This is a genomic window from Niallia oryzisoli (genome assembly GCF_036670025.1).
In the GTDB taxonomy this organism is placed as follows: domain Bacteria; phylum Bacillota; class Bacilli; order Bacillales; family Cytobacillaceae; genus Bacillus_BD; species Bacillus_BD oryzisoli.
In genome coordinates, this window is sequence record NZ_CP137640.1 from 1,995,353 (window position 1) to 2,018,867 (window position 23,515).

General features: G+C 36.6%; 22 protein-coding genes and 1 riboswitch. Of the genes, 10 read left to right on the top strand and 12 right to left on the bottom strand.

The window, feature by feature from the left end; genetic code table 11:
• Positions 1-2: 2 nt before the first annotated feature.
• Together metC and R4Z09_RS10040 are read right to left on the bottom strand one after the other, a co-directional pair.
• Positions 3-1,184, bottom strand: coding sequence for a cystathionine beta-lyase (metC, locus tag R4Z09_RS10035; protein ID WP_338452184.1), 1,182 nt, complete (start codon positions 1,182-1,184; stop codon positions 3-5).
• Positions 1,177-2,295 carry a methionine biosynthesis PLP-dependent protein gene (locus R4Z09_RS10040; RefSeq protein ID WP_338452185.1) on the bottom strand — a complete coding sequence of 373 codons (1,119 nt, stop codon included), beginning with the start codon at positions 2,293-2,295 and terminating at the stop codon, positions 1,177-1,179. Before R4Z09_RS10040 ends, metC begins: the two co-directional genes overlap by 8 nt.
• A gap of 166 nt (positions 2,296-2,461) precedes the next feature.
• A riboswitch (SAM riboswitch) is annotated at positions 2,462-2,576 on the bottom strand.
• Between the two features lie 248 nt (positions 2,577-2,824).
• Here R4Z09_RS10040 and R4Z09_RS10045 point away from each other — a divergent pair.
• The 3 genes from R4Z09_RS10045 to odhB all read left to right on the top strand — a co-directional run bounded on the left by R4Z09_RS10045 (position 2,825) and on the right by odhB (position 7,254).
• On the top strand, positions 2,825-3,007 hold the full coding sequence (locus R4Z09_RS10045; protein ID WP_338452186.1) for a hypothetical protein: 183 nt from the start codon (positions 2,825-2,827) through the stop codon (positions 3,005-3,007).
• Between the two features lie 175 nt (positions 3,008-3,182).
• Positions 3,183-6,020 carry a 2-oxoglutarate dehydrogenase E1 component gene (locus R4Z09_RS10050; RefSeq protein WP_338452187.1) on the top strand — a complete coding sequence of 946 codons (2,838 nt, stop codon included), beginning with the start codon at positions 3,183-3,185 and terminating at the stop codon, positions 6,018-6,020.
• Entirely contained in the window at positions 6,007-7,254 is a 1,248-nt protein-coding gene (gene odhB / locus R4Z09_RS10055) for a 2-oxoglutarate dehydrogenase complex dihydrolipoyllysine-residue succinyltransferase (RefSeq protein ID WP_338452188.1), read from the top strand. The genes R4Z09_RS10050 and odhB overlap by 14 nt, the downstream gene beginning before the upstream one ends.
• A 40-nt stretch (positions 7,255-7,294) precedes the next feature.
• On the opposite strand, the gene sda is transcribed toward odhB, so the two are convergent.
• Entirely contained in the window at positions 7,295-7,426 is a 132-nt protein-coding gene (gene sda / locus R4Z09_RS10060; RefSeq protein WP_338452189.1) for a sporulation histidine kinase inhibitor Sda, read from the bottom strand.
• A 229-nt stretch (positions 7,427-7,655) separates the two neighbouring features.
• On the opposite strand from sda, the gene R4Z09_RS10065 reads away from it, so the two are divergent.
• Positions 7,656-7,859, top strand: a complete 204-nt coding sequence (locus R4Z09_RS10065) for a DUF6501 family protein (RefSeq protein WP_338452190.1) — start codon at positions 7,656-7,658, stop codon at positions 7,857-7,859.
• A gap of 55 nt (positions 7,860-7,914) precedes the next feature.
• Here the strand turns inward: R4Z09_RS10065 and R4Z09_RS10070 are convergent, their stop codons facing one another.
• The 3 genes from R4Z09_RS10070 to R4Z09_RS10080 all read right to left on the bottom strand — a co-directional run bounded on the left by R4Z09_RS10070 (position 7,915) and on the right by R4Z09_RS10080 (position 10,041).
• Complete coding sequence (locus tag R4Z09_RS10070) at positions 7,915-8,781, bottom strand: YhcN/YlaJ family sporulation lipoprotein (protein ID WP_338452191.1); 867 nt, start codon at positions 8,779-8,781, stop codon at positions 7,915-7,917.
• A 156-nt stretch (positions 8,782-8,937) separates the two neighbouring features.
• Positions 8,938-9,720, bottom strand: coding sequence for a membrane protein insertase YidC (gene yidC, locus R4Z09_RS10075; RefSeq protein WP_338452192.1), 783 nt, complete (start codon positions 9,718-9,720; stop codon positions 8,938-8,940).
• Between the two features lie 33 nt (positions 9,721-9,753).
• The gene (locus tag R4Z09_RS10080; RefSeq protein ID WP_338452193.1) at positions 9,754-10,041 is read right to left on the bottom strand and encodes a hypothetical protein; all 288 of its coding nucleotides are present in this window, start codon (positions 10,039-10,041) and stop codon (positions 9,754-9,756) included.
• Between the two features lie 292 nt (positions 10,042-10,333).
• Between R4Z09_RS10080 and R4Z09_RS10085 the strand changes: the two genes are divergently transcribed.
• Positions 10,334-11,806, top strand: a complete 1,473-nt coding sequence (locus R4Z09_RS10085) for a nicotinate phosphoribosyltransferase (RefSeq protein ID WP_338452194.1) — start codon at positions 10,334-10,336, stop codon at positions 11,804-11,806.
• Between the two features lie 33 nt (positions 11,807-11,839).
• Positions 11,840-12,661: an ammonia-dependent NAD(+) synthetase gene (nadE, locus tag R4Z09_RS10090; RefSeq protein ID WP_338452195.1), complete on the top strand. Its 822-nt coding sequence runs from the start codon at positions 11,840-11,842 to the stop codon at positions 12,659-12,661.
• A gap of 49 nt (positions 12,662-12,710) precedes the next feature.
• Here nadE and pflA read toward each other — a convergent pair whose 3' ends face one another.
• The 3 genes from pflA to R4Z09_RS10105 all read right to left on the bottom strand — a co-directional run bounded on the left by pflA (position 12,711) and on the right by R4Z09_RS10105 (position 16,610).
• Complete coding sequence (pflA, locus tag R4Z09_RS10095; RefSeq protein ID WP_338452196.1) at positions 12,711-13,466, bottom strand: pyruvate formate-lyase-activating protein; 756 nt, start codon at positions 13,464-13,466, stop codon at positions 12,711-12,713.
• Between the two features lie 115 nt (positions 13,467-13,581).
• Positions 13,582-15,843, bottom strand: a complete 2,262-nt coding sequence (pflB, locus tag R4Z09_RS10100) for a formate C-acetyltransferase (protein WP_338452197.1) — start codon at positions 15,841-15,843, stop codon at positions 13,582-13,584.
• Positions 15,844-16,163: 320 nt separating this feature from the next.
• Positions 16,164-16,610 carry a cupredoxin domain-containing protein gene (locus R4Z09_RS10105; protein WP_338452198.1) on the bottom strand — a complete coding sequence of 149 codons (447 nt, stop codon included), beginning with the start codon at positions 16,608-16,610 and terminating at the stop codon, positions 16,164-16,166.
• 352 nt (positions 16,611-16,962) lie between these two features.
• On the opposite strand from R4Z09_RS10105, the gene R4Z09_RS10110 reads away from it, so the two are divergent.
• A complete protein-coding gene (locus tag R4Z09_RS10110) occupies positions 16,963-18,150 on the top strand; it encodes an oligoribonuclease (RefSeq protein WP_338452199.1) in 1,188 nt (395 codons plus the stop codon).
• Between the two features lie 65 nt (positions 18,151-18,215).
• On the top strand, positions 18,216-18,347 hold the full coding sequence (locus R4Z09_RS10115) for a YuzL family protein (protein ID WP_338452200.1): 132 nt from the start codon (positions 18,216-18,218) through the stop codon (positions 18,345-18,347).
• A gap of 47 nt (positions 18,348-18,394) precedes the next feature.
• Here R4Z09_RS10115 and R4Z09_RS10120 read toward each other — a convergent pair whose 3' ends face one another.
• Positions 18,395-20,017, bottom strand: a complete 1,623-nt coding sequence (locus R4Z09_RS10120; protein WP_338452201.1) for an ABC-F family ATP-binding cassette domain-containing protein — start codon at positions 20,015-20,017, stop codon at positions 18,395-18,397.
• 333 nt (positions 20,018-20,350) lie between these two features.
• On the opposite strand from R4Z09_RS10120, the gene R4Z09_RS10125 reads away from it, so the two are divergent.
• Positions 20,351-20,545: a hypothetical protein gene (locus tag R4Z09_RS10125; RefSeq protein WP_338452202.1), complete on the top strand. Its 195-nt coding sequence runs from the start codon at positions 20,351-20,353 to the stop codon at positions 20,543-20,545.
• A gap of 73 nt (positions 20,546-20,618) precedes the next feature.
• Here the strand turns inward: R4Z09_RS10125 and R4Z09_RS10130 are convergent, their stop codons facing one another.
• A complete protein-coding gene (locus R4Z09_RS10130) occupies positions 20,619-21,218 on the bottom strand; it encodes an SCO family protein (RefSeq protein ID WP_338452203.1) in 600 nt (199 codons plus the stop codon).
• Positions 21,219-21,643: 425 nt separating this feature from the next.
• Here R4Z09_RS10130 and R4Z09_RS10135 point away from each other — a divergent pair, with 425 nt between their 5' ends.
• Positions 21,644-21,829, top strand: a complete 186-nt coding sequence (locus R4Z09_RS10135; RefSeq protein ID WP_338453241.1) for a cold-inducible protein YdjO-related protein — start codon at positions 21,644-21,646, stop codon at positions 21,827-21,829.
• 1,276 nt (positions 21,830-23,105) lie between these two features.
• On the opposite strand, the gene yhfH is transcribed toward R4Z09_RS10135, so the two are convergent.
• Positions 23,106-23,216, bottom strand: a complete 111-nt coding sequence (gene yhfH / locus R4Z09_RS10140) for a protein YhfH (RefSeq protein ID WP_338452204.1) — start codon at positions 23,214-23,216, stop codon at positions 23,106-23,108.
• Between the last annotated feature and the right edge of the window lie 299 nt (positions 23,217-23,515).

Sequence of the window (23,515 nt, forward strand, 5' to 3'; positions counted from 1 at the left end):
AATCAACCCCGGTCAAAATTCAAATTTATTTGTTTTACTTTATCAAGTGCATTGGAAAAATCCTTTATTAAATCATCTGGATTTTCAAGTCCAACTGAAAGACGTAACAGACTGTTGGTAATTCCACGCTGTGCACGCTCTTCTTCTGGCATTGCCGCATGTGACATTTTAGCAGGATAGGAGAGAATCGATTCAACTGCACCCAGACTGACAGCAAAAACAGGAATTTTTACATTTTCAACAAATGTTCTAAATACAGCTTCGTTCTTTAAATCAAAAGATAGAACAGCACCGGCTGAAGATGCCTGTGAGAACTGAATGTCATATTGCGGATGGTCAGTCAGCCCAGGATAATAAACTTTATTCACGAGCGGATGCTCCTTGAAAAAGTTGGCCAGTTTTTCAGCTGCTTTAACTGAATGCTCAAGTCTAACATGAAGTGTTTTTAAACCGCGAAGCACAAGCCATGCATCCTGTACGCCTAGAACAGCACCAAATGAATTTTGTAAGAAATATAGTCTTTCAGCAAGGGCAGGATCTTTCACAACTGCCAGTCCTGCCACAACATCACTATGCCCAGACAAAAATTTAGTGGCACTGTGCAGAACGATGTCGGCACCAAGTGTCAGCGGCTTTTGAATCGCAGGTGTTAAGAACGTATTGTCAACAAAGGTTAAAGCACCATGCTCTTTTGCCAAATCGCTAACTGCTTTAATATCCGTCACTTTCAATAATGGATTTGAAGGAGTCTCGACATAAAACAGCTTTGTGTTCGGTTGAATGGCCTGTTTAATGGCCTCGATGTCTGTCATGTCAACAAACGTATGACTGATTCCAAACCGCGTTAATACCTGTGATACCATGCGGAAGGTACCACCGTATACATCCTCGGAGATCACGACATGGTCATCCTTTGAAAGTAATAAAAAGGCCGTTGAAATGGCAGCCATGCCGGAAGAAAAGGCAAAACCGCGGCAGCCCTCTTCTAATTCTGCAATCACTTCTTCCAGTGCCTCTCTTGTTGGATTACCACTTCGAGCATAATCATATTTACCAAATGTATCTATATCTGCTTGATGAAATGTAGACGCATGTTGAATAGGAACACTTACAGCTCCAGTTGCCGGATCCAATTTATATTTATTATGAAGTAAATTTGTTTGAAATGTATATTGATCACTCATGAATTACGATCTCCTTTTTAACTGCAGCTAATGATTGTGTTAAATCATTGATAATATCTTGTACATTCTCAATCCCTACAGAAAAGCGTAATAATCGATTATCAACACCTGTTTCATTGCGGACTTCTTCAGGGATGTCGGCATGTGTTTGTGTAGCCGGATAGGTGATAAAGCTTTCAACTCCGCCAAGACTTTCGGCAAAACAGATTAATTTTAGATTTTGTAAGAAAGGATTTACCCATTTTTCACTTAAAATGCGAAACGAAACCATTCCGCCATGACCCGGGTAAAGAACATCTGTAATGCTTTCATGCTCTTTTAAAAAGGAGACAATTTCCTTGGCATTTTGCTCGTGGCGCTCCATCCTTAAAGAGAGGGTTTTCATCCCGCGCATTAATAACCATGAATCAAACGGACTTAACACGGCACCAGCGGCATTATGGTATTTTGCGATTTGCTCACAAAGTTCAGTCCCTTTGGCAACAATTAACCCAGCAAGGACATCATTATGGCCGCCTAAATATTTTGTGGCGCTGTGAATCACGATATCTGCTCCAAGTAGAATTGGCTGCTGCAGGACTGGAGTATAAAACGTATTATCGACAATCAATAATACATTGTGTTTTTTAGCAATTCGTGCAGCTTCAGAAATATCCGTTTGCTCCATGAGAGGGTTTGTCGGAGTTTCAATGAAGATGGCTTTAGTTTGAGGGGTGATTTCTTTTTCAATATTATTGACATCACTAGTATTTGTATAGCGACAATTTAATCCCCATTTTTTAAAGCCTTCTTCTAGAATACGATATGTCCCGCCATATAAATCCTTTGAAACAATCCATTCATCACCAGATTGAAATAATGAAAGAACAGTTAAAATGGCAGCCATGCCGGAGCTGCATGCATATCCGCGGTCACCGCCTTCTAAATCTGCAATCGCTTCTTCAAGAATCTGTCTTGTCGGATTAGCTGTACGGCTGTAATCAAAGCCGGTTGACTGTCCAATTCCTGCATGCCGGTAGGCGGTAGAAAAATAGACAGGTGTATTGACGGTACCAGTTGCTTCTTCGCTTCTATTTCCAATTTGCGCTAACTTTGTGTCGGTCTTATACATATGAAAACACTCCTTATTCTTTAGAAAAGAGGGGGATCGTTCTCCCAGCCGTCTTTCTATGCTGATTTTTCTTATTAGTGTACTAGGTTAAGAAGGCTGTCTTAATTATAAATAAAAAAAGTCTTCTTTAGAAGAAGACTTTAGTTTAATGAATAAACAGGACTTCTTCTTATCTTTCAAGTTTATGAATAAACTTGATGGAATTAGCACCTTTTCAATGAATGACATTGAAGGTTGCTGAGGTGTCCTTGGGCCATCCCCTCTACCTCTCTTGATAAGAAAATATGATTAATGTCTTAAACTTTACTACAATAGAATAAAATATGCAATTCTTTTTTATAAAAATATCGATAATTTGCATTCTTAAAAAGTTATAGAAAAATAAATGAATTGAATAAAACCCTTTATTTAAATATAATTTTATTATGTAAACATAAAAACAATTGTAAATAGTTGAAATAAATTCATAAAGTTTGAATAATTTTCTGAAAATAACTTTTATAATAGATGATAAAGGAGGAATTCATACATGATAGAACCAAGTAAACATTGTCATCATCGCTATAATAAGATAGAGGAAAACTTTGCTAATACGAATCAAGATGGAATTGAAATGTCTGTCACAAAAGGTCCAAAAAATAAATGGTTACTCTATCTTCATGTTGATTATCCATTCACTCCGACGGAGGCGAAGAGATACCTCCGCATTTGAAAGCAGAACACAGCTTTATTTTCAGTTTGTAGATGATTTATAACCGGGTATAACCCGGTTTTTTATTTGCCATGAATGGCATTAGTGTGATTGTGAAGAAAGGTTCATAAACTTTGTATAAGTAAAATAAACATCCTAGTAATGGCAAACTATTTTGGAGAGGAGTCCGTTTTTCATGGAGAAGCCAAACAGGGATGTTCACGGTTTTAAAGACCTATATGGACAAAATCTTGGCTATGTTCTAGAAATGTATGAAAAATATAGGGAAGACCCTCTTTCAGTACATGATGAGATTAGAGCATATTTTCAAGATTGGGAAGGAGCTTTATTCTATAATGTTAAACAAGAGCAAAAGCAGGCATATTCAGAAAATTGGTTTCAAAAGATCAAGTCAGCGATTAAGCTGGCTGATAAAACTCGTGATTATGGACACTTAGCAGCAGATATTTATCCTTTGAATAACCACGTTCCTGAAAGAAGTCATATAGAGCCTGCTCGTTATGGATTGGAAGAGTCTGATTTAGCGTTAATTCCGGCAGAAATCATCTGTCAGCATGGGCCGGAGTCACTTCAAAATGGTTATGAGGCATTTGAATATTTGAAAAAGGTATACACAAGTAAGCTGGCCTATGAATTTCACCACGTAAGCAATTTTGAAGAAAAAAACTGGCTGCAGGAAAAAGTTGAAAATGCTTCATTTTCAACAGCTTTCCATTCAGAAAAACAAATTAATTTATTAAAGAGATTAATAGAAGTTGAGGAATTTGAACGGTTTCTCCACCGAACCTATGTGGGCCAGAAACGGTTTTCGATCGAGGGATTGGATTCCTTAGTACCTTTATTAGATGAAATAATCGAAAAAACGGTAAAAGCTGGTACACACACAATCAATATTGGAATGGCCCATCGAGGACGCTTAAATGTGCTTGCCCATGTCCTAGGAAAACCATATGAGAGAATTTTTGCCGAGTTTCAGCATGCTCCCAATAAAAAACTAGTACCATCAGAAGGCTCAACCGGCATTAACTTTGGCTGGACAGGGGATGTGAAGTACCATTTAGGGTTGGACCGGCAAATAAAAAAAGAGAGTACCCGGTATATTCGGTTAAATTTAGCCAATAATCCAAGTCATCTTGAGTTTGTCGGAGCTGTTGTTGAAGGCTTTACGAGAGCAGCCCAGGACCGTCGAAATGAAAAAGGCTATCCAAAGGAGAATCCGAACTCCGCCATATCGATTATTATTCATGGTGATGCAGCATTTCCTGGCCAGGGAATTGTCGCGGAAACATTAAATCTTGGAAATTTAATAGGATTTCGGACGAATGGGACGATCCATATTATTGCTAATAACACAATTGGCTTTACAACTGAATCCCATGATTCCCGCTCCACAAGGTATGCAAGTGATTTAGCAAAAGGATTTGAAATTCCAATTGTCCATGTAAATGCTGATGACCCTGAAAGCTGTTTGAGAGCAGCAAAACTGGCTTTTGAATATCGTCGAAAATTTCAGAAGGATTTCTTGATCGATATAATCGGTTACCGACGTTATGGCCATAACGAAATGGATGAGCCAATGATTACCAATCCACTCATGTACCGAGTCATTCAACAACATCCATCAGTTAATGACATTTATGGGGGGAAGCTTTTGCAACAAGGGACTATAACTGAAAACATAAAAAAATCATTTGAAGAAGCAGTTCAAAAGAAACTGCAAAAATCGTATGAAAATGTAACGGCAGTAAAGCCAAAGGCTGAGATTTTAGATCCGCCCCAAACGATCGAAAAAGGCTTTGGAAAAATAAATACTGCAATTTCAATGGAAAAATTATTGACATTCATTCGCGAGCTTCACACCTGGCCTGCTTCATTTACGATCAATCAAAAGCTGGGAAAAATATTACAAAAAAGAAGGGACATATTTGAAAAAGAAGGAAAAATTGACTGGAGCCTAGCGGAAACTCTTGCCTTTGCATCGATTTTAACGGATGGAATCCCAATACGATTGACAGGTCAGGATTCAGAAAGAGGAACATTTGCTCAAAGGAATCTTGTGATTCATGACGAGAAGACCGGTCATTCCTATTCACCGCTTCATGTATTATCAACTGCAAGGTCTTCCTTTGCCATTCATAACAGCCCATTGTCAGAAGGCTCTGTCCTCGGATTTGAATATGGTTATAATGTGTTTGCCCCTGAGACGCTTGTACTATGGGAAGCGCAATATGGTGACTTTGCCAACTCAGCCCAGGTGATTTTTGATCAATTTATTGCAGCAGGCAGGGCAAAGTGGGGGCAAAAATCAGGCCTAGTCATCCTGCTTCCTCACGGTTATGAGGGGCAAGGACCAGAGCATTCCAGTGGAAGGATTGAACGATTTTTACTACTGGCTGCTGAAAATAATTGGACAATTGCTAATCTAACTAGCGCCGCACAATATTTTCATATATTAAGACGACAAGCAAGTTTGTTAAACGAGGATGTTGTTCGTCCACTCATCATCATGACACCGAAAAGTTTACTTCGCAATCTGTTTGTAGCCTGCACTAGCTTGGATTTAAGTAAAGGGGAATTTCAACCTGTGATAGAGCAGCCTGGTTTGGGAAACGATGCGGCGAACGTGGAAAGGATTGTTTTTTGTACAGGAAAAATAGCGGTGGATCTAGCGCATCAGCTCCAGTTTGAGAAAGATTTGGAGTGGCTTCATATCGTAAGAATTGAAGAGATCTATCCATTTCCTGAGAATGAAATACGGGAAATCATACGAAGGTTTCCCAATTTGAAAGAACTTATTTGGGTGCAGGAGGAGCCAAATAATATGGGAGCTTGGTATTTTGTTGAACCATTCCTAAGAGCAATCGGAGCACTAAATAATACACCTGTTTCTTATATAGGAAGACGGCGCAGATCAAGTCCTGCAGAAGGGGATCCAAATGTTCATAAAAAGGATCAGGCAAGGATTATTTCACAAGCTTTAACAAAAGGGGGAGAAACCCGTGGGAGAAATTAAGGTTCCTGAACTAGCTGAATCAATTTCAGAAGGGACACTTGTTCAATGGTTAAAAAAAACAGGTGATAGCATCCAGAAGGGGGATTATGTAGCTGAACTCGAAACCGATAAAGTGAATATCGAAATTATCTCTGAATACAGCGGAATTCTCTCTGAATTAAAAGTTCGCGCAGGAAGTACTGTCACAGTCGGTGAAGTGATTGCTGTAGTAAATGAAAAACACATATCCAACGAAACACAACCAGAGACAATGGACGTGGATGAGCATAAAGAAGACCCAGCATCTATTGTACACCCTATGGCAAATTTTCCAGCTTATGAACCAACTTCTGCGAGTAAGAAATATCTGATTGTATCACCGGCAGCCAGAAAATTAGCACGTGAAAAGGGCATCGATCTTAGCAAAGTTTCTCCTGCTGATCCTCTAGGCAGAATACGGCTGCACGATGTTCAAAGATATAAGCAGTCTGATGATATTGAACATACAGCAAATATGGCAGCGAGGGAAACAAAAACCATCATTACAGCTGAAGAAAAACCTGTCGAGAGAATTCAAATGACAAGACGCCGGCAAACGATTGCCAGAAATTTAGTGGAAATGAAGCAAAAAACAGCGATGTTGACTACGTTTAATGAAATAGATATGACAAACCTATTAGACCTCAGAAGCCGCCGCAAACAACAGTTCCATGAGGAGTACGGAGTAAAGCTCGGCTTTATGTCCTTTTTCACAAAAGCGGCTGTTGCCGCCTTAAAAAAATCCCCTTTATTAAATGCTGAAATCCAAGAAGCCGAGATCGTTGTTAAAAAATATTATGATATCGGGATTGCGGTGTCTACAAATGGAGGTTTAGTTGTTCCGGTAATTCGAGAAGCAGATCGAAAAAATGTGGCTGAATTAGAAAAGGAGATTTACGAATTGGCTGAACGGGCGCGAAATAATCGCTTAGCTATTAGTGACCTGCAAGGCGGAACATTTACGATTACAAATGGCGGTGTCTTTGGGTCACTTTTGTCAACACCCATGCTTAACGGTCCCCAAGCAGCGATCTTGGGCATGCACTCGATTCAGCTCCGGCCTGTGGCCGTAGATGAGGAAAAAATCGAAAATCGCCGGATGATGTATGTTGCTTTAACATATGATCATCGGTTGATCGATGGCAAAGAAGCTGTAACGTTTTTAAAACAGATTAAAACGTTCATTGAAGATCCTGAATCCTTGTTATTTACTTAAAAAGGAAAGAGCAAAGGGGAAACCTTTGCTCTTTTTTCGATTATTTTTTAATTGGCTTTAAACCACGCTTTTTGATTTCTCCTTGCAATACTCTAATCCAATCTTTATCATTACCTGATTTCAATGCATCACGATACGAGACAATTAATTGTTCATTACTCATAATTTTCATTGTGCATACCTCCAAGATAAAGGATAGAATATTCAATATTATTCTATTTTAAAGAATTTATGAAGATTTTAATAGCACAATGTAAAAAAATTCACATTTTTTTCATTTTCTCTATTCTGTCCTTTAACAAAATGTTCACAAAAAGGAATCAAGAATAGATAGTTGCTCTAGGAAGTGGATACTTATATACTATAGAATATGTTATAAGTAATAAAAAGGAGATATAAAAATGATTCATTTAGACTGGCATGAACGAAAAACAATTAAAACAGTAAAATGCATCCATACGAATGCGAAAAAGTATATTGTCAACGATGTGTTAACACCAGGAAAAACATATGATGTAAAAAATGAGACAGATGAGTTTTATTTTATTATTGATAATACCGGCAAAGTGGGCGGCTTCTACAAGGACTATTTTGAAAATGCATAAAAAAGTGACACATTACTGTTTAACTTTAAACAGTAATGTGTCACTTTTTTTGAATTTATCTTTCAGTTGGGAATACACGGCGGACTAATTCGCCAAATTCATCAAAAAATCCTTGAATAGGACGTCCGTTACGGATATCTTCAGCATAAGATGTTGTCCGCTTATAAAAGTCAGGGTTAACAGAAACATATACATGTTCAACGCTGCGGTTTGTTGCTTTTACCACATCAGAAATTTTTTTCTCTACATCAGCCGTTAACTTTTTATTGGCATTGTCTGTTAATTTTACCGCAACATAGGCATTATTATCCGTTAATATCACATTTGCCCGATCAACTTCACGCATTTGGGCTATTTTCTCGGCTGCGCGATCCGCAACTTCCATACGATTACGTTTATTTACGTTATTTCCATTTATATCATTATCTGCCGTATTATTGGCGATATTTCTTGCTGTGATATCTCTATTTTGATTATTACTTACGTTCCTTGTAGTAATACGTCTATTTTGATCATCATCAGCACGATAACTTACATTTCTTGTTCTATTTTGAACATTTGATGCAGGATTGTTTACGGAACGATCTGAATAGACATCATCTCTATTTGTATTATCCTGGTCACTAATATCTCTTGAAACCCAATTTTCAATATCATAATTATCTACAAGCCTGTCATTAAAACGCCCATTCCAATAAGCGTTATTGTCGCTTACATTTGTGATGATTCCTCTGTTATCATTTCCGGCAATATCATCGTCCCAAGTGTTACGATACCCATCTGTACGATTTGAAACGGTTCGCAAATTGGCCGTGTCTTGGGTTCTTGCCGTATCATTCATGGCCGTATCATCATTTGTACCGCAGCCAGTTAGAATGAGTGACGATAGGGAAACAGTGGTTAGCAAACATTTCCAATTCATCAATATAGCCCTCCTTCTGTAAATTGTACAGTTATAGTTTGACAAGATGGCTATATCCTATTCGCAAAAGGTATTGGGAAAAATTTGTACCCATTACGCCTGGTGTATCATCGTAATAAAAAATCATCCGGCTGCTGTGCAGACGGATGATCAAGTTTATGCTTTTTCAACATTTACGTTTTTCATTTGTTTAGGCGTCTGGTATATTTTCCTTCCAAGATAGGTTTGGAAAATAAGGAAGCTTCCTCCGACTACCCAATATAAAGGCAATGCTGCAGGAGCATTCAGCGATACAACAACAATCATAATGGGTGATACAAGCCCCATATATTTCATTTGCTGCTTCTGCGCTTCCGGCATTGTTGATTGGGAGACTTTAAATTGTAAATAGTATACGATACCTGCAAGGATGGTGATTCCAATATCCGGCTGGCCTAGACTGAACCATAAAAACGAATGGGTTGCTATTTCATGTGAACCACGGATTGCGTAATAAAAAGCCATTAAAATCGGCATTTGAATTAATAGTGGTAAACAGCCCATATTTAAGGGATTTACCCCGTGTTTTTGATATAAACCCATCATTTCCTTTTGGAGATTCTGCTGTTCCTTTGGGTCCTTCGTTTCTTTTATCTTTTTCTGAATAGCATCCATTTCAGGCTTTAATTTATCCATTTTTTCTTTCATATTTGCCTGTGTTTTGTATTGCTTAAGCATTAAAGGCAAAAGAATTAGCCGGACAAGCAGTGTGACTAAAATGATTCCCAAACCATAATTATCGTGAAAAAGATGGGATGTCCATACGATTAATTGTGAAAATGGTTCAACGAAATAAGTATGAAAAAATCCAGTACTCTTTCCGCTGTCCGCTGAACATGCTGATAGAAGGGATGTTAACAATAATACAAGTGTAAAAAAAATCTTTTTCTTAGTTTTCATTCTTTCCTATTTCCTCCAATATCGTTTTTTTTCTTAAAAGATCGAGGAAATAGTACTATCAGGTTCTTCACTAAGATTCTTTTTTCTTCTGACATAAATTAGAATCCACATTAGTTGTTTATTAATTGGTAATTGTTTTTTATTCTGTTGTAAACGTGTCTTCTTTTGCAGCTGGACATCTGAAGCTGCGTAGACGGAATCAATGTATTTGAATTCTATATTTCGTATCCATAACCATTTTACGGAAAGTCCAAATAGGATACTAACATACAATGTATAATCAACTTGCAGATTAGTTAAATCCAGTAAAAGTTCTAACAAATAGTTCACCTCAAGATTTGCATACAAACAGTAAGGGTTTGGTGCAAGTATAATTGATTTTGCTTATTTAAGCAATGGAACAAATTTTTACAAAGCAGTTTTTTAATAAGGACGGAAAGAATTGAAAAAATCCTCTGTTAAAAAAATCTGTTAATTAGACAATAACTAATAAAAGGATATAATATTAATAGAAAAAATATGTAAGTAAAGTGAGCGAACTCACGGATATGATCATAAGCTGACAATGATGATTATCATGTTAATGGGGTAAGTGAATTTTGGAGGTCTAGTCATGGTGAAGAAGTTTTTGGATGATAGTTTAACATTACACACTGATTTATATCAAATCAATATGATCGAGACATACTGGGAAGATGGGATACATAATCGCAGAGCTGTATTTGAAGTTTATTTTCGCAAACTACCCTTTGGGAATGGATTTGCTGTATTTGCCGGTTTAGAAAAAGTAATTGATTATTTAAAAAATTTACGATTTACAGAGGCTGATATTAATTATCTAAGGAATGAATTAAGATTTCAAGAAGATTTTCTTGATTATTTACAAAATCTTCGTTTTACAGGATCCGTTCGCTCAATGGCAGAAGGAGAAATCGTCTTTGCGAACGAACCGCTTATCCGCATTGAGGCAACCCTAGCTGAAGCCCAGTTAGTTGAAACGGCTATTTTGAACATTGTGAATTATCAAACTTTAATCGCCACGAAAGCTGCCAGAATCAAACATATTATCGGCGATGAAACGGCGATGGAATTTGGTACAAGACGTGCACAAGAAATGGATGCTGCCATTTGGGGTACGCGTGCCGCCTATATCGGTGGATTTAGTTCAACCTCCAATGTTCGCGCAGGAAAATTATTTGGCATCCCGGTTTCAGGAACACATGCGCATTCGCTTATACAAGCTTATATTGATGAATACACGGCTTTTCATAAATATGCACGTCGCCATAAAGATTGTGTATTTTTAGTTGATACATATGATACGTTAAAATCAGGAGTGCCGAATGCCATTCGGGTGGCGAAGGAATTGGGAGACTCGATTAATTTTGTCGGAATCCGTTTAGACAGTGGAGACCTTGCTTATTTATCGAAGGAAGCGCGTAAAATGCTTGATGATGCAGGTTTTACGAATGCCAAAATTGTTGCTTCGAATGACCTTGATGAGTATACAATTATGAATTTAAAATCTCAAGGTGCAAAAATTGATGTTTGGGGAATTGGTACGAAGCTGATCACAGGGTATGATGAACCGGCTTTAGGAGCTGTCTATAAAATTGTCTCGATTGAAGATAATAATGGAAAAATGATTGATACAATTAAAATTAGCGGGAATCCAGAGAAAGTTTCGACCCCAGGATTAAAAAGGGTGTATCGGATTATTAATTTAGCAAATCAAAAATCAGAAGGGGATTATATTGCCTTAGATGATGAACGTCCAAATACAGAGGCTAGTTTAAATATGTTCCATCCAGTCCATACCTATATAAAGAAGGATGTAACAAATTTTGAAGCAAAAGACCTTCACCATAATATCTTTATCAATGGGGAGTTGGTCTACCAGGTTCCTGACCTAGCGGAAATTCAAAAGTACTGTTTGCAAAATATGAACTATCTATGGGATGAATATAAGCGGTCATTAAACCCGGAGGAATATCCAGTAGATTTAAGTCCAAAATGTTGGGAAAATAAGCTCAATAATATTGAGGCTGTCAACCAAAGAGTAGGCGAGTATCTTGAAACGTATTAATTCATGCTTTTTGAATAGATGGGAGGGATTTGCATGAATATGCAAGAGCGAATAATGAAAGAGTTACATATTCAGCCTAAAATTGATCCGAAACTAGAAGTACAAAGGAGAATTCAATTTTTAAAGGATTATATATTAAAAACAAAAGCAAAGGGGTTTGTTCTCGGAATAAGCGGCGGTCAAGATTCATCTCTAGCTGGACGGCTTGCCCAGTTAGCGGTTGAGGAGTTGAGGGCTGAAGGGTTCGATGCTAAATTTGTTGCTGTTCGGCTCCCGTATGGTGTGCAAAAGGATGAAGATGATGCAAAGAAGGCTCTGGACTTTATTAAAGCAGATGAGGAATTTATCTTTAATATTGAAAAAGCAGTTAATGAAGTAAAAGCGGAATACGACCGTAATACAAAAGGTGCTGCATTAAGGGACTATCATAAAGGGAATGTAAAAGCCAGAATGAGGATGATCGCTCAATATGCAATTGGCGGTCAAGAGAACTTACTGGTCATCGGAACAGATCATGCAGCAGAAGCCGTTACAGGATTCTATACAAAATATGGTGATGGGGGTGCAGACCTAGTTCCGCTCGCAGGTTTAACTAAAAGACAAGGAAAAGAGTTATTGAAGGAATTAGGTGCGGAAGAAAGCATTTATTTAAAAGTTCCAACTGCCGATTTATTAGATGAGAGACCTGGTCAGGCGGATGAAACGGAACTTGGTATATCATATGATGAATTGGATGATTACTTAGAGGGGAAAACGGTATCACCAACAACTGCGGAAAAAATTGAAAAGAGATATTTGGCAACGCAGCATAAAAGAGAAATGCCGGCAAACTTATTTGATGACTGGTGGAAATAGACTGAGGAAAAAAACTGCTGGATCAATAAAAAAGTGCTGTCCTGATGATTTAGGACAGCACTTTTTTATTAAACGTAAGCGTTTCGGTCAGTGTTGCATAAGCTGCATTCACTTCTGCATCACTTGGAGGCTCAACATCTTTAAGAGGATACTCGAGACCAAGGGCATCCCATTTATAAACTCCGAGCTTATGGTATGGGAGGACTTCCAGCTTTTCAACATTCTTCAACGTGCCGATAAACGCACCAAGTTCTTCCAGATCCTTTACATCACCCGTAACACCAGGGATGAGAACATGACGAATCCAGACTGGAATTTGGCGTATAGATAAAAGATAAGCAAACTGCAGGATATGATCATTTGCCATGCCTGTCAATTGAATATGTTTTTTTCGATTAATATGTTTCAGGTCTAATAAAATTAAATCTGTATAATTTAACAATTCGTTAAGCTGCTCTTGAAAAAGAGGTGCGGTTGAATAACAGCCTCCCGATGAATCGATCGTCGTATGAATTCCTAATTTTTTACATGCCTTAAATAATTCAATCAGAAAAGGCATTTGTAACAAGGGCTCTCCTCCGCTTACTGTAATGCCACCACCTGATGATTCGATAAATGGGAGGTATGCAGTTAAATCCTCCAATATTTCCGATACAGACATTTGTTTCCCTGTACCTATTTCCCAAGTATCTGCATTATGACAAAATTGACAGCGGAGCAGACAACCTTGTGTAAAAATGACATAACGAATCCCAGGTCCGTCAACAGTACCAAATGTCTCTATGGAATGAATATTTCCTTTCATACGATCATCACCCTTCTTTTTAAAACATCAAATGTAAATAGGCAATCTGTAAATGATCCAGGAAGAAAATTCAAAGAGAAGAGGTGAAACCCTTCTCTTTGAATATCGTTAATCATTAAGCATGAACAGGTTCTTTTGGTGCAGATGTAGACATACTTTCATGGAATGTACGATTAATTACATCGATCTGCTGTTCACGAGTAAGCTTAATGAAGTTGACCGCATATCCGGATACACGGATCGTTAATTGCGGATATAATTCAGGATGTTCCACGGCATCTAATAATGTGTCACGGTTTAATACATTTACATTGAGATGATGTCCGCGTTTTGTCATATAACCGTCAAGCATTGCAACAAGATTATTTACTTGTGATTGATCTTCACGTCCAAGTGCTTTTGGAGTGATCGTAAAGGTATTTGAAATGCCATCTAATGCTGACTCATATTTTAATTTTGCAACTGAAGTCAGAGAAGCAAGTGCTCCTTTTGTATCACGGCCATGCATTGGATTTGCTCCTGGTGCAAATGGTTTACCTGCTTCACGGCCATCAGGAGTTGCTCCTGTTTTCTTCCCATACACGACGTTTGATGTGATGGTTAACACTGATTGAGTAGGTACTGCACCACGGTATGTTTTATGCTTTCTAATTCTGTTCATGATTCCATCAACAAGTTCGACGGCAATCTGGTCAACTTGATCATCGTTGTTTCCATATTTAGGGAAGTCGCCTTCAATTTCGTAGTCAACAACTAGACCGTTTTCATCACGGATTGTTTTCACTTTTGCATATTTAATCGCGCTGAGTGAGTCAGCAGCAACAGAAAGGCCGGCAATACCGCAAGCCATCGTACGAAGAATTTCACGGTCATGAAGAGCCATTTCAATTCTTTCATAGCTGTATTTATCATGCATATAGTGAATCACATTCAGTGTATTTACATATAATCCGCATAACCAATCAAGCATTTTATCGTACTTTTGCATAACCTCTTCGTAATCTAAATACTCAGCAGTTATCGGCTGGAAGGATGGTCCGATTTGTGTTTTATATCTTTCATCAATACCGCCATTAATGGCATATAATAATGCTTTTGCAATATTCACACGAGCTCCGAAGAACTGCATTTGTTCACCAATTCTCATCGCTGATACGCAGCAGGCAATTCCATAGTCATCGCCATAAATTTCTCTCATCATGTCATCATTTTCATACTGAATCGCACTTGATTTGATAGACATTTTTGCTGCATATTCTTTGAATGCTTCAGGTAGTTTAGTAGACCAAAGAATCGTTAAGTTTGGTTCTGGAGCAGGTCCTAAATTATCTAATGTGTGTAAGAAACGGAAAGAGTTCTTGGTCACTAATGGACGACCGTCAAGAGCCATACCTGCAATTGATTCTGTTACCCATGTTGGGTCGCCGCTATATAATTCGTTATATTCTGGTGTTCTAGCAAATTTTACAAGACGAAGTTTCATAACAAAATGGTCAACTAATTCCTGTGCTTCTTTTTCTGTTAACGTTCCATTTTGTAGATCTCTTTCAATGTAAATATCTAAGAAAGTGGAGGTACGGCCAAGGCTCATAGCAGCGCCATTTTGTTCTTTAATAGCTGCTAAGTAACCGAAGTATAACCACTGAATTGCTTCTTTTGCATTTTTTGCCGGCTGTGAAATATCATAGCCATAAGAAGCAGCCATTTGTTTTAATTCTTTTAAAGCACGGTATTGCTCACTGTATTCTTCGCGGTCACGAATGACATCATCTGACATAGTGCCGTCGCCGATATATTGATATTCTTTAAGTTTTTCTTGCATTAAGAAATCAATTCCGTAAAGAGCAACACGACGATAGTCACCAATAATTCGGCCGCGTCCATATGCATCAGGTAATCCTGTAATGACACCAGCGTGACGGGCAGCTCTCATTTCTGGTGTATACGCATCAAAGACGCCTTGGTTATGAGTTTTGCGCCAATCTGTAAAAATATTTTCAACTTCTTTGTCTAATTCGAATCCATATGAATCCAAAGCAGTTTTAGCCATGCGAATTCCGCCAAAAGGCATTAATGAACGTTTAAAAGGTTTATCAGTTTGGAAACCAACAATTTGTTCAAGATTTTGATTTAAATATCCAGGACCGTGTGAAGTGATAGTAGAAACGATTTTTGTATCGGCATCCAATACGCCGCCAGCTTCGCGTTCTTTTGTTGATAGGTCCATTACTTGATCCCAAAGCTTTGTTGTTGCTTCAGTAGGCCCTTCTAAAAAGCTGTCATCACCTGTATAAGGGGTAAAGTTCTTTAAAATAAAATCTCTCACATTAACTTCTTTTTTCCATACTCCATTTGTAAAACCTTTCCATTGTTCCATTATTATGTCACCTCATGGGATTAAAATAGTGATTCATTGTTTTCTAATAGCTGTTAGTACAATTACTACGATATTAGTGTAACAGATTGTTTGTTAAAAACATCACATAACATATGAACAATTTATGAATGTTTGATAAACCCTTTAATAATAGGGGTTTATAGATTTTTCTAAATTATGATATTTTTAATAATTTGTTATTTTTATAGAAACTGTATCACTAACAATTGAATGTTTGTTTGGCTGTTATACAAAAACAGGCGGATTTGAAGTAGCTAATCCAGCCTGTTTCATATGATTTATTGCGTTTTGCATGTATTTTAATCTACAACGATATAAGCGATCATTGGTCCTTCATGTTGGTTATCTGTATGGGTAAGGCAAATTAAGCGATAGACACCTTCTTCATTAATTTGCAGAGGGACAGTTGTTTCTTCACCCTTTTTAATCGTTCCTTTAATGTTTGTATTTTCAATCATAAAAGGATGTTCTTTTCCGTTAATGCCTTGGATAGCTAATTGGACCTTTTCACCTGCCTGTAAAAAGATGGTTCCAGGATCCCAACGATATGATTCAATTTTCGTACCATCAGGCAACTCAGACGAAAATTCACCGGTTACAAGGTGGATTACCCGCGCTTTTTCTGCTTGCTTAAATACTGCTTCATTTTCTTGATTGATAAAATACCATCCACCTGCAGAAGCTATAATAACCATGAAAATAATACAAAACCATAAAAGCCGTTTCTTAATGATAACAAGCTTCATTAAGTTTCCCCCCTTTTTAACTAAGGCTTCCATCCTTAAAAAGTCTTGTTAGCTAGTATATGCGGACAAGTGGGGTGAACTTGTCATCAAACTTGAAAACTTTTGTTGGAACCTTCTATAGAAAGAATATATTTGTTAGAATTCACATTTTTTCGTTCTGACAGAATAAACATTTTGTATTAAACGAGGATTTCTTTTTGACAATAGGCAGGTAAAGATATAATGTTTTATTATTATGTTTCCTTCGAAAAATTCCCAAGAGCTCATGGAAATGGTCAAGCTAGGTGTACAGATCGAAACACAAGATATAGGCTTATCTTACATACAATGAATACTGGAGAGGTGGTTTACTTTGATTCATTTATATACTCATAATGATTTGGATGGACTTGGATGCGGAATACTGGCGAAAATAGCCTTTTCTGAAAAAGTGGAGGTTCATTATAATTCTGTAGCCAGAATCAATTCACAAGTTGAACGTTTCTTTGAATCAACGAAGCAAAATCAGATTAATGAAAACACCATTTGGATAACGGATTTAAGTGTCAATGAGGCAAACAGTAAACGAATGGAACAGTTTGTTCAAGAGGGAGGTAAAGCGCAGTTTATCGATCATCATAAAACAGCCTTGCATTTAAATGAATACAGCTGGGCGAAGGTAACAGTTGAATATGATGATGGGAGACTAACATCTGCGACTTCATTGTTTTATGATTTTTTATTAGAAAATCATTGGTTGACACCAAAGAATTCAATTAATGAATTTGTGGAGCTCATCAGACTGTACGATACGTGGGAATGGGAAAAAAACGATGAAATAAAAGCGAAACAGCTGAATGATTTATTTTCACTTTTATCGCTGGATGATTTTGAAGGAAAGATGATTGAAAGACTGAAATCAGAAGATGGATTCGCATTTAACGAGTTTGAACAGCAGTTATTAAAAATGGAAGAAGAGAAAATAAATCGCTATATTCGAAAGAAAAATCGCGAACTCGTTCAAACGTTCATTGATGACCATTGCGTTGGAATAGTACATGCTGAAATGTATCACTCTGAACTTGGGAATGAGCTTGGCAAAGAAAATAGTCATCTGGATTATATTGTGATCCTGAATATGGGCGGAAAAAAGGTTAGTTTCCGTACGATTCATGATCATGTCGATGTTTCTGAAGTGGCAGGTAAATTTGGCGGCGGAGGACATGTTAAAGCATCAGGTTGTACAATGAATGAAACAGCATATAAGCTTTTTGTTCATGAAGTTTTTCCGCTTGATCCCTCCAGACTCGATGCGCCGAAAAATCAACATAACCTTAAAAACAAGCCAGAGGGCTCGCTGTATGAAAATAATAATCGTGAAAAATGGCTCATTAAAGAACATAATCAGCAGTGGATTGTTGAAAGTGGCAGCAAAACATTACCTTTGACCTTTAACAGCTTTACCGAAGCTGAGCACTTTGTCAAACGCCAATATAATGCTGCACTGTCAAGAGATGACCAGTACATCGAATATATGAAAAATATAAAAAATAAAGGATAAATCTCTAAATGATTCAAGCATAAGAAAGATCATAAAACGGCAACATAAGGGTGGAGGTGTTTGATATGGGAAAACGTAAACAAGATCCATCCAAAACAGGACTTAGTTCATCCCGCGTCGAGGGGCAAGGTACTACAACAGAGGAAACAGGTATGCGGGAATTATCCTCTGCACGAAAAAAGACAAAACAATCATAAAGAAACGCAAAGGGAGCACCCTTTGCGTTTTTTTATGTGAAAGTTTATTAATTTTGGTACATTGATGAAATTTGTTTTTGTAGTTCGCTGTCATCTAAATATTCATCATATGTCATTTGTTTATCAACGATGCCGTTTGGTGTAATCTCAATAATGCGATTAGCGATCGTCTGAATAAATTGATGGTCATGTGATGAAAAAATGAGAGAACCTTTAAATGCTATGAGCCCATTGTTTAGAGCAGTGATTGATTCAAGATCTAGATGGTTTGTTGGTTCATCTAATAATAATACATTAGATCCGCTTAACATCATTTTTGAAAGCATACAGCGAACCTTTTCTCCACCCGAAAGAACACTTGCTTTTTTCAAGACTTCTTCACCTGAAAATAGCATTCTTCCTAGGAATCCTCTTAAAAAGCTCTCGCTTTCATCTTGTGGAGAAAATTGACGCAGCCATTCAACAAGATTTAAGTCGCTGTTTTCAAAGTAACGGGAGTTATCTTTAGGAAAATAGGCTTGTGAGGTAGTCACTCCCCATTTAAAGGTGCCGCTGTCTGCTTCCATTTCTCCCATTAATATTTTGAATAAAGTGGTTTTTGCGGTTTCGCTTGTTCCAACCAAAGCAATTTTGTCATCTTTATTCATGATAAAACTGATATTATCTAATACCTTTACACCATCAATCGTTTTTGTAATTCCTTCTACTCGTAATAAATCATTTCCAATTTCACGATCTGGTGTGAAGCCGACATATGGATAGCGGCGTGAAGATGGTCTAATATCATCTAAGGTAATTTTATCAAGCAATTTTTTCCGTGATGTTGCTTGTTTGGACTTAGACGCGTTCGCACTAAAGCGGGCAATGAAATTTTGTAGTTCTTTAATTTTTTCTTCTTTTTTCTTATTGGCATCTTGTGCCATTTTTAATGCCAATTGACTTGATTCATACCAGAAGTCATAATTTCCTACATAAATTTGAATTTTCCCAAAGTCAAGGTCAGCAATGTGGGTACAGACTTTATTTAAGAAATGACGGTCATGGGAAACAACGATAACAGTATTTTCAAAGTTGATGAGGAATTCTTCAAGCCACTGAATGGCCTTAATATCGAGATGGTTGGTCGGCTCATCAAGTAAGAGAACATCCGGTTTTCCAAACAAAGCTTGTGCAAGTAATACTTTTACTTTTTCAGCTCCAGAAATATCAGCCATTTTTTTATGATGGAGCTCTTCGTCAATTCCAAGTCCTTTCAATAGAATGGCTGCATCTGACTCTGCCTCCCAACCATTTAATTCAGCAAATTCACCTTCAAGCTCAGCTGCTCTCATACCATCTTCGTCAGTGAAGTCCGCCTTCATATAGATAGCGTCTTTTTCCTGCATCACTTCATAAAGGCGGCTGTGGCCCATAATAACGACTTTTAATACTTCTTCTTCTTCATATTCAAAATGGTTTTGTTTTAATACAGCTAAACGTTCACCAGGACCAAGCTGAACTGATCCTGATTGCGGCTCAAGATCGCCGGATAAAATTTTCAGAAATGTTGATTTTCCTGCGCCGTTTGCACCGATTAATCCATAACAATTTCCCGGGGTGAATTTAATATTTACATCTTCAAATAATTTACGATCTCCATAACGAAGACCTACGTTACTTACAGTAATCATTTACATAGATTCCTCCAAAACACAATATGAAACGATTATACCATTTTTATTGGGGAAGAACATCTTTCATGAATATATATAGGTAGATCAAGCTGTTTAGGCAGGTTTCGTGGAAAAAAAGATGGAGGTTTTGAAGTCTGTCATAGTGATAAATAAGGAATAAAGTAGTAAATTTTATGAAAATTTTAAATTATTGCAGGAAAACAGTGAGGGAAACTCGTATTTTTATAGTATGGAACAGCGATTGTCATCCTTTTATCATTATTCATTCATATTTTATTAATATTTACCATGTACAATAAGTTCAAAGAGATTAATAAAGGAGTTTTTAGTATGCCTAGCAAACAGCTAATTGATTTAGTGAATCGGCTAAGGAAGTCTGGGATACAAATTAGTTTTTCAGAGCCGCGTTCCAAAATTTCATTGTATTTACCTGACAAAACGGATTTACCGCGGGAAATAGGAGACAAATCGCTTCATCAGGACGGAAAAAGAAAGCGAAATCTTACGGTACTAAAGTTTATTTGAAAGTTACAGGCAAGAATGCCGGCATTCTTGCCCATTTTACTTTCACTTTCAGTCCATTTTTTTGTTCTTTTTACTAGATTTCAGCCATGATTTTATTAAAAATCTCATCCTTGTTAAAATCCTCGCCCATAGGAAATTTCTTTATAAATTTATTATTTTCATCAATTAAAAAAACAAATGTACTATGAACATAAAAACCATCACCAGGGTCCCTGTATTGGAACTGGAACGTATTAGCTAATTCCTGTATTTCCTGCTGGTCTTTTTTGATATTATTCCGATCACCTGTTAATAAGAGCCAATTACCATCATCCTCAATATCAAATGTGTCCATATATGTCATCATTTTATTTGGTGTATCTCTATAAGGATCAATGGTAATGGTTAGGAATTGAATATTTTTACCGTATACGCCTGCTTTTTCTAAATCCTTCTTTAGCATATTCATTTTTAAGGTAGTTGTTGGACATATATCCGGACAATGCGTGTACATAAATTCAACTAATTTAAGTCTCTTTTCTGATTCTGCAAAAGTATACTCTTCACCATGCATGGTAATCAGGGAGATGTCATCAGGCACTTTGGCAGATATATCTCGTATGACAAAAAATGAAATGCCTGCAGTAATTCCAATAATAACAATGATAGCACTTAGAATATAAATCCTTTTCACATTATTCCCTCCCCCATGTTTAAGATATATAAAAATTATGGATAATCATATGGATAAAATGTGAACATGAGTGATTATTCGCAAAATAACGAACAATTTTGACAGGGAGCATAGGAACAATTCCTTAATTAGAATAAACTTTATGATTAACATCATTTTTCTATAAATCATGTTATAATAATAAGAAAGAGAATGTTCTGAAAACTAATTAAACCAGTTTGATAAATATTTGTATGACAAACGAGCCATCATTATCCATTCGCTGTAAATTTTTTAGATTCCCTGTTAAATTTTTTCAATTTGATCATACTAATAATGATTAAATGATTTTTCACCCATGTAACAGCATGGTGGTATCCTAAAATGGTTAGTTCCATTCTTATCTATGTGAAATGGACTTTCACAAAAACTAGGGGGCGATTCCGATTTTTTTTAACAGAAAAGGTCAAGAGGATAAATTGGAAAATATAATGGAGGATGTGGAAGTATATTCCTGCAGTGATTCTGCCTGTAACGGCTGGATGAGAAAGGATTTTGCATCCGACGATTTAAAATGTCCTTTATGTGGTCATGAAATGACAATGGAGATTCGGGAGCTGCCTAAAATTTAAACTACACTTCTTAAGTGTAGTTTTCTTTTTCTGATCGGTTTAAAACGCCTTTTTGGTGTTTATTTAAAACTTATTGTAAAAAACATTATTCACAGAAAATTCACAATTTAAGCGTTTACAATTAATGATTATAAGCTATAATAAAGGTGTAGAAAAGATAAATAAAACTTTTACAGAAAAAGGATTTAACACCTTCGGAGGCTCAACCATATAGTGTTCGTTTCGTTAAAGAAATGAAAAAACTATATCCTTTCACTTGAACGGTAAAAAGTTATTCTAAGCAAGCAAAAGTGAATAATGGCTTACTTGTAAAGGTAAAAGGGAGCTTTCAAAAAATTAAATACAAGGGGGAGTTCAAACGGAATAGAGTATAAAATTAAGCCTATAAAATTGGAACGAGAATAGCTTGAAAAACCTTTGGAAACTATCCATTGGTAATGAAAACTGCAACAGACTTAATAGTTATTAAACACCAGTTAAACAAATGCAATAACTGTAAAAGTTAAAATAGCATTAGGTTATGGCAAAATGTAAGTAGCTCAAAAAGTTACAAATAATAGTTATGGCAAAATGCATAAAGCTTAAAAGGTTTTGAGCAAAAAGTTAGAACTGCAAGAACTTAAAATGTTCTGGAGCAAACGGTTATAACAAAATGCCGGCTTTAAAAGTTAAACGCACGAAGTGATAACTAATATTCAGTAGCTTAAACAGTTGCAAGCACGTAGTTATAGCAAAGATGCCAACAACTTATAAAAGTTACAAGCACAGTTTAACCGATTGCAATAGCTTAAAAGTATCAGGCACTAGTTATAACACTATGCAAAAGAACTTAACCCAGTCACTAGCACTGACTGAAAAATAAATATTAAGGGTTATAGCAATGTGATAGCAGTTAAGAGTAACGACGAGTTTCATGAATTATACGCTAATAATAAACTCTAAACCCAATAATCATCATACTCATAAAAGTGAAATCATTATTTCACTTAGGTATATGATTAGAATCCCACTACCCTTGAAAAACCCTTTATCGATCAGGAGAGTCGATAACACAATAGTCAAACTAGTGATAGCGAAACAAACACACATTGGCTGAAAAGCTAGAATTATAGTGAATGAGCGCAGGCTATATTTGAAAAAGTGTTCGCATATCAGCTGATGACAATGGTTGGGTCTCCAAAGGTGTTAATAGCAAAGCCCTCCTTAACAGGAGGGCTTTTTCCTATGTCTACGATTAATAAATAGTCTGCGGAGGAGATAATATTTGAAGTATTGGTTATTCTGATTTCTTTGCGAGGCATCGATCACATTCCATTAAATGTGATTCAATTTGTTCGTTCACTGATTGACCGCATTCAGGACAGATTTTTTTCGTTTTTACTTGCATTTTACCATCTCCTTTTATAATACAGATTTTTCAACTTTCCTGTTGTTATAATACAGTATATCTGAAACCATCAGAAAAAGAAACTGTTTTTTAAAAATAAATCTGAAAATATCAAAAATTAGATATATCTTACATTGATTCGATTATGAATCATAAGTAAGCTTACTGTGTGTTAATCTTTTCAATTCTATTTAATATAAGCTAATATTAGTAAATAATAAGGATAAACCTTTTAAAAAGATTAGAGGAGAAGAAATGGAAAGATTTCAACCTATATGGAATGTAATCAAAAAAGTTTG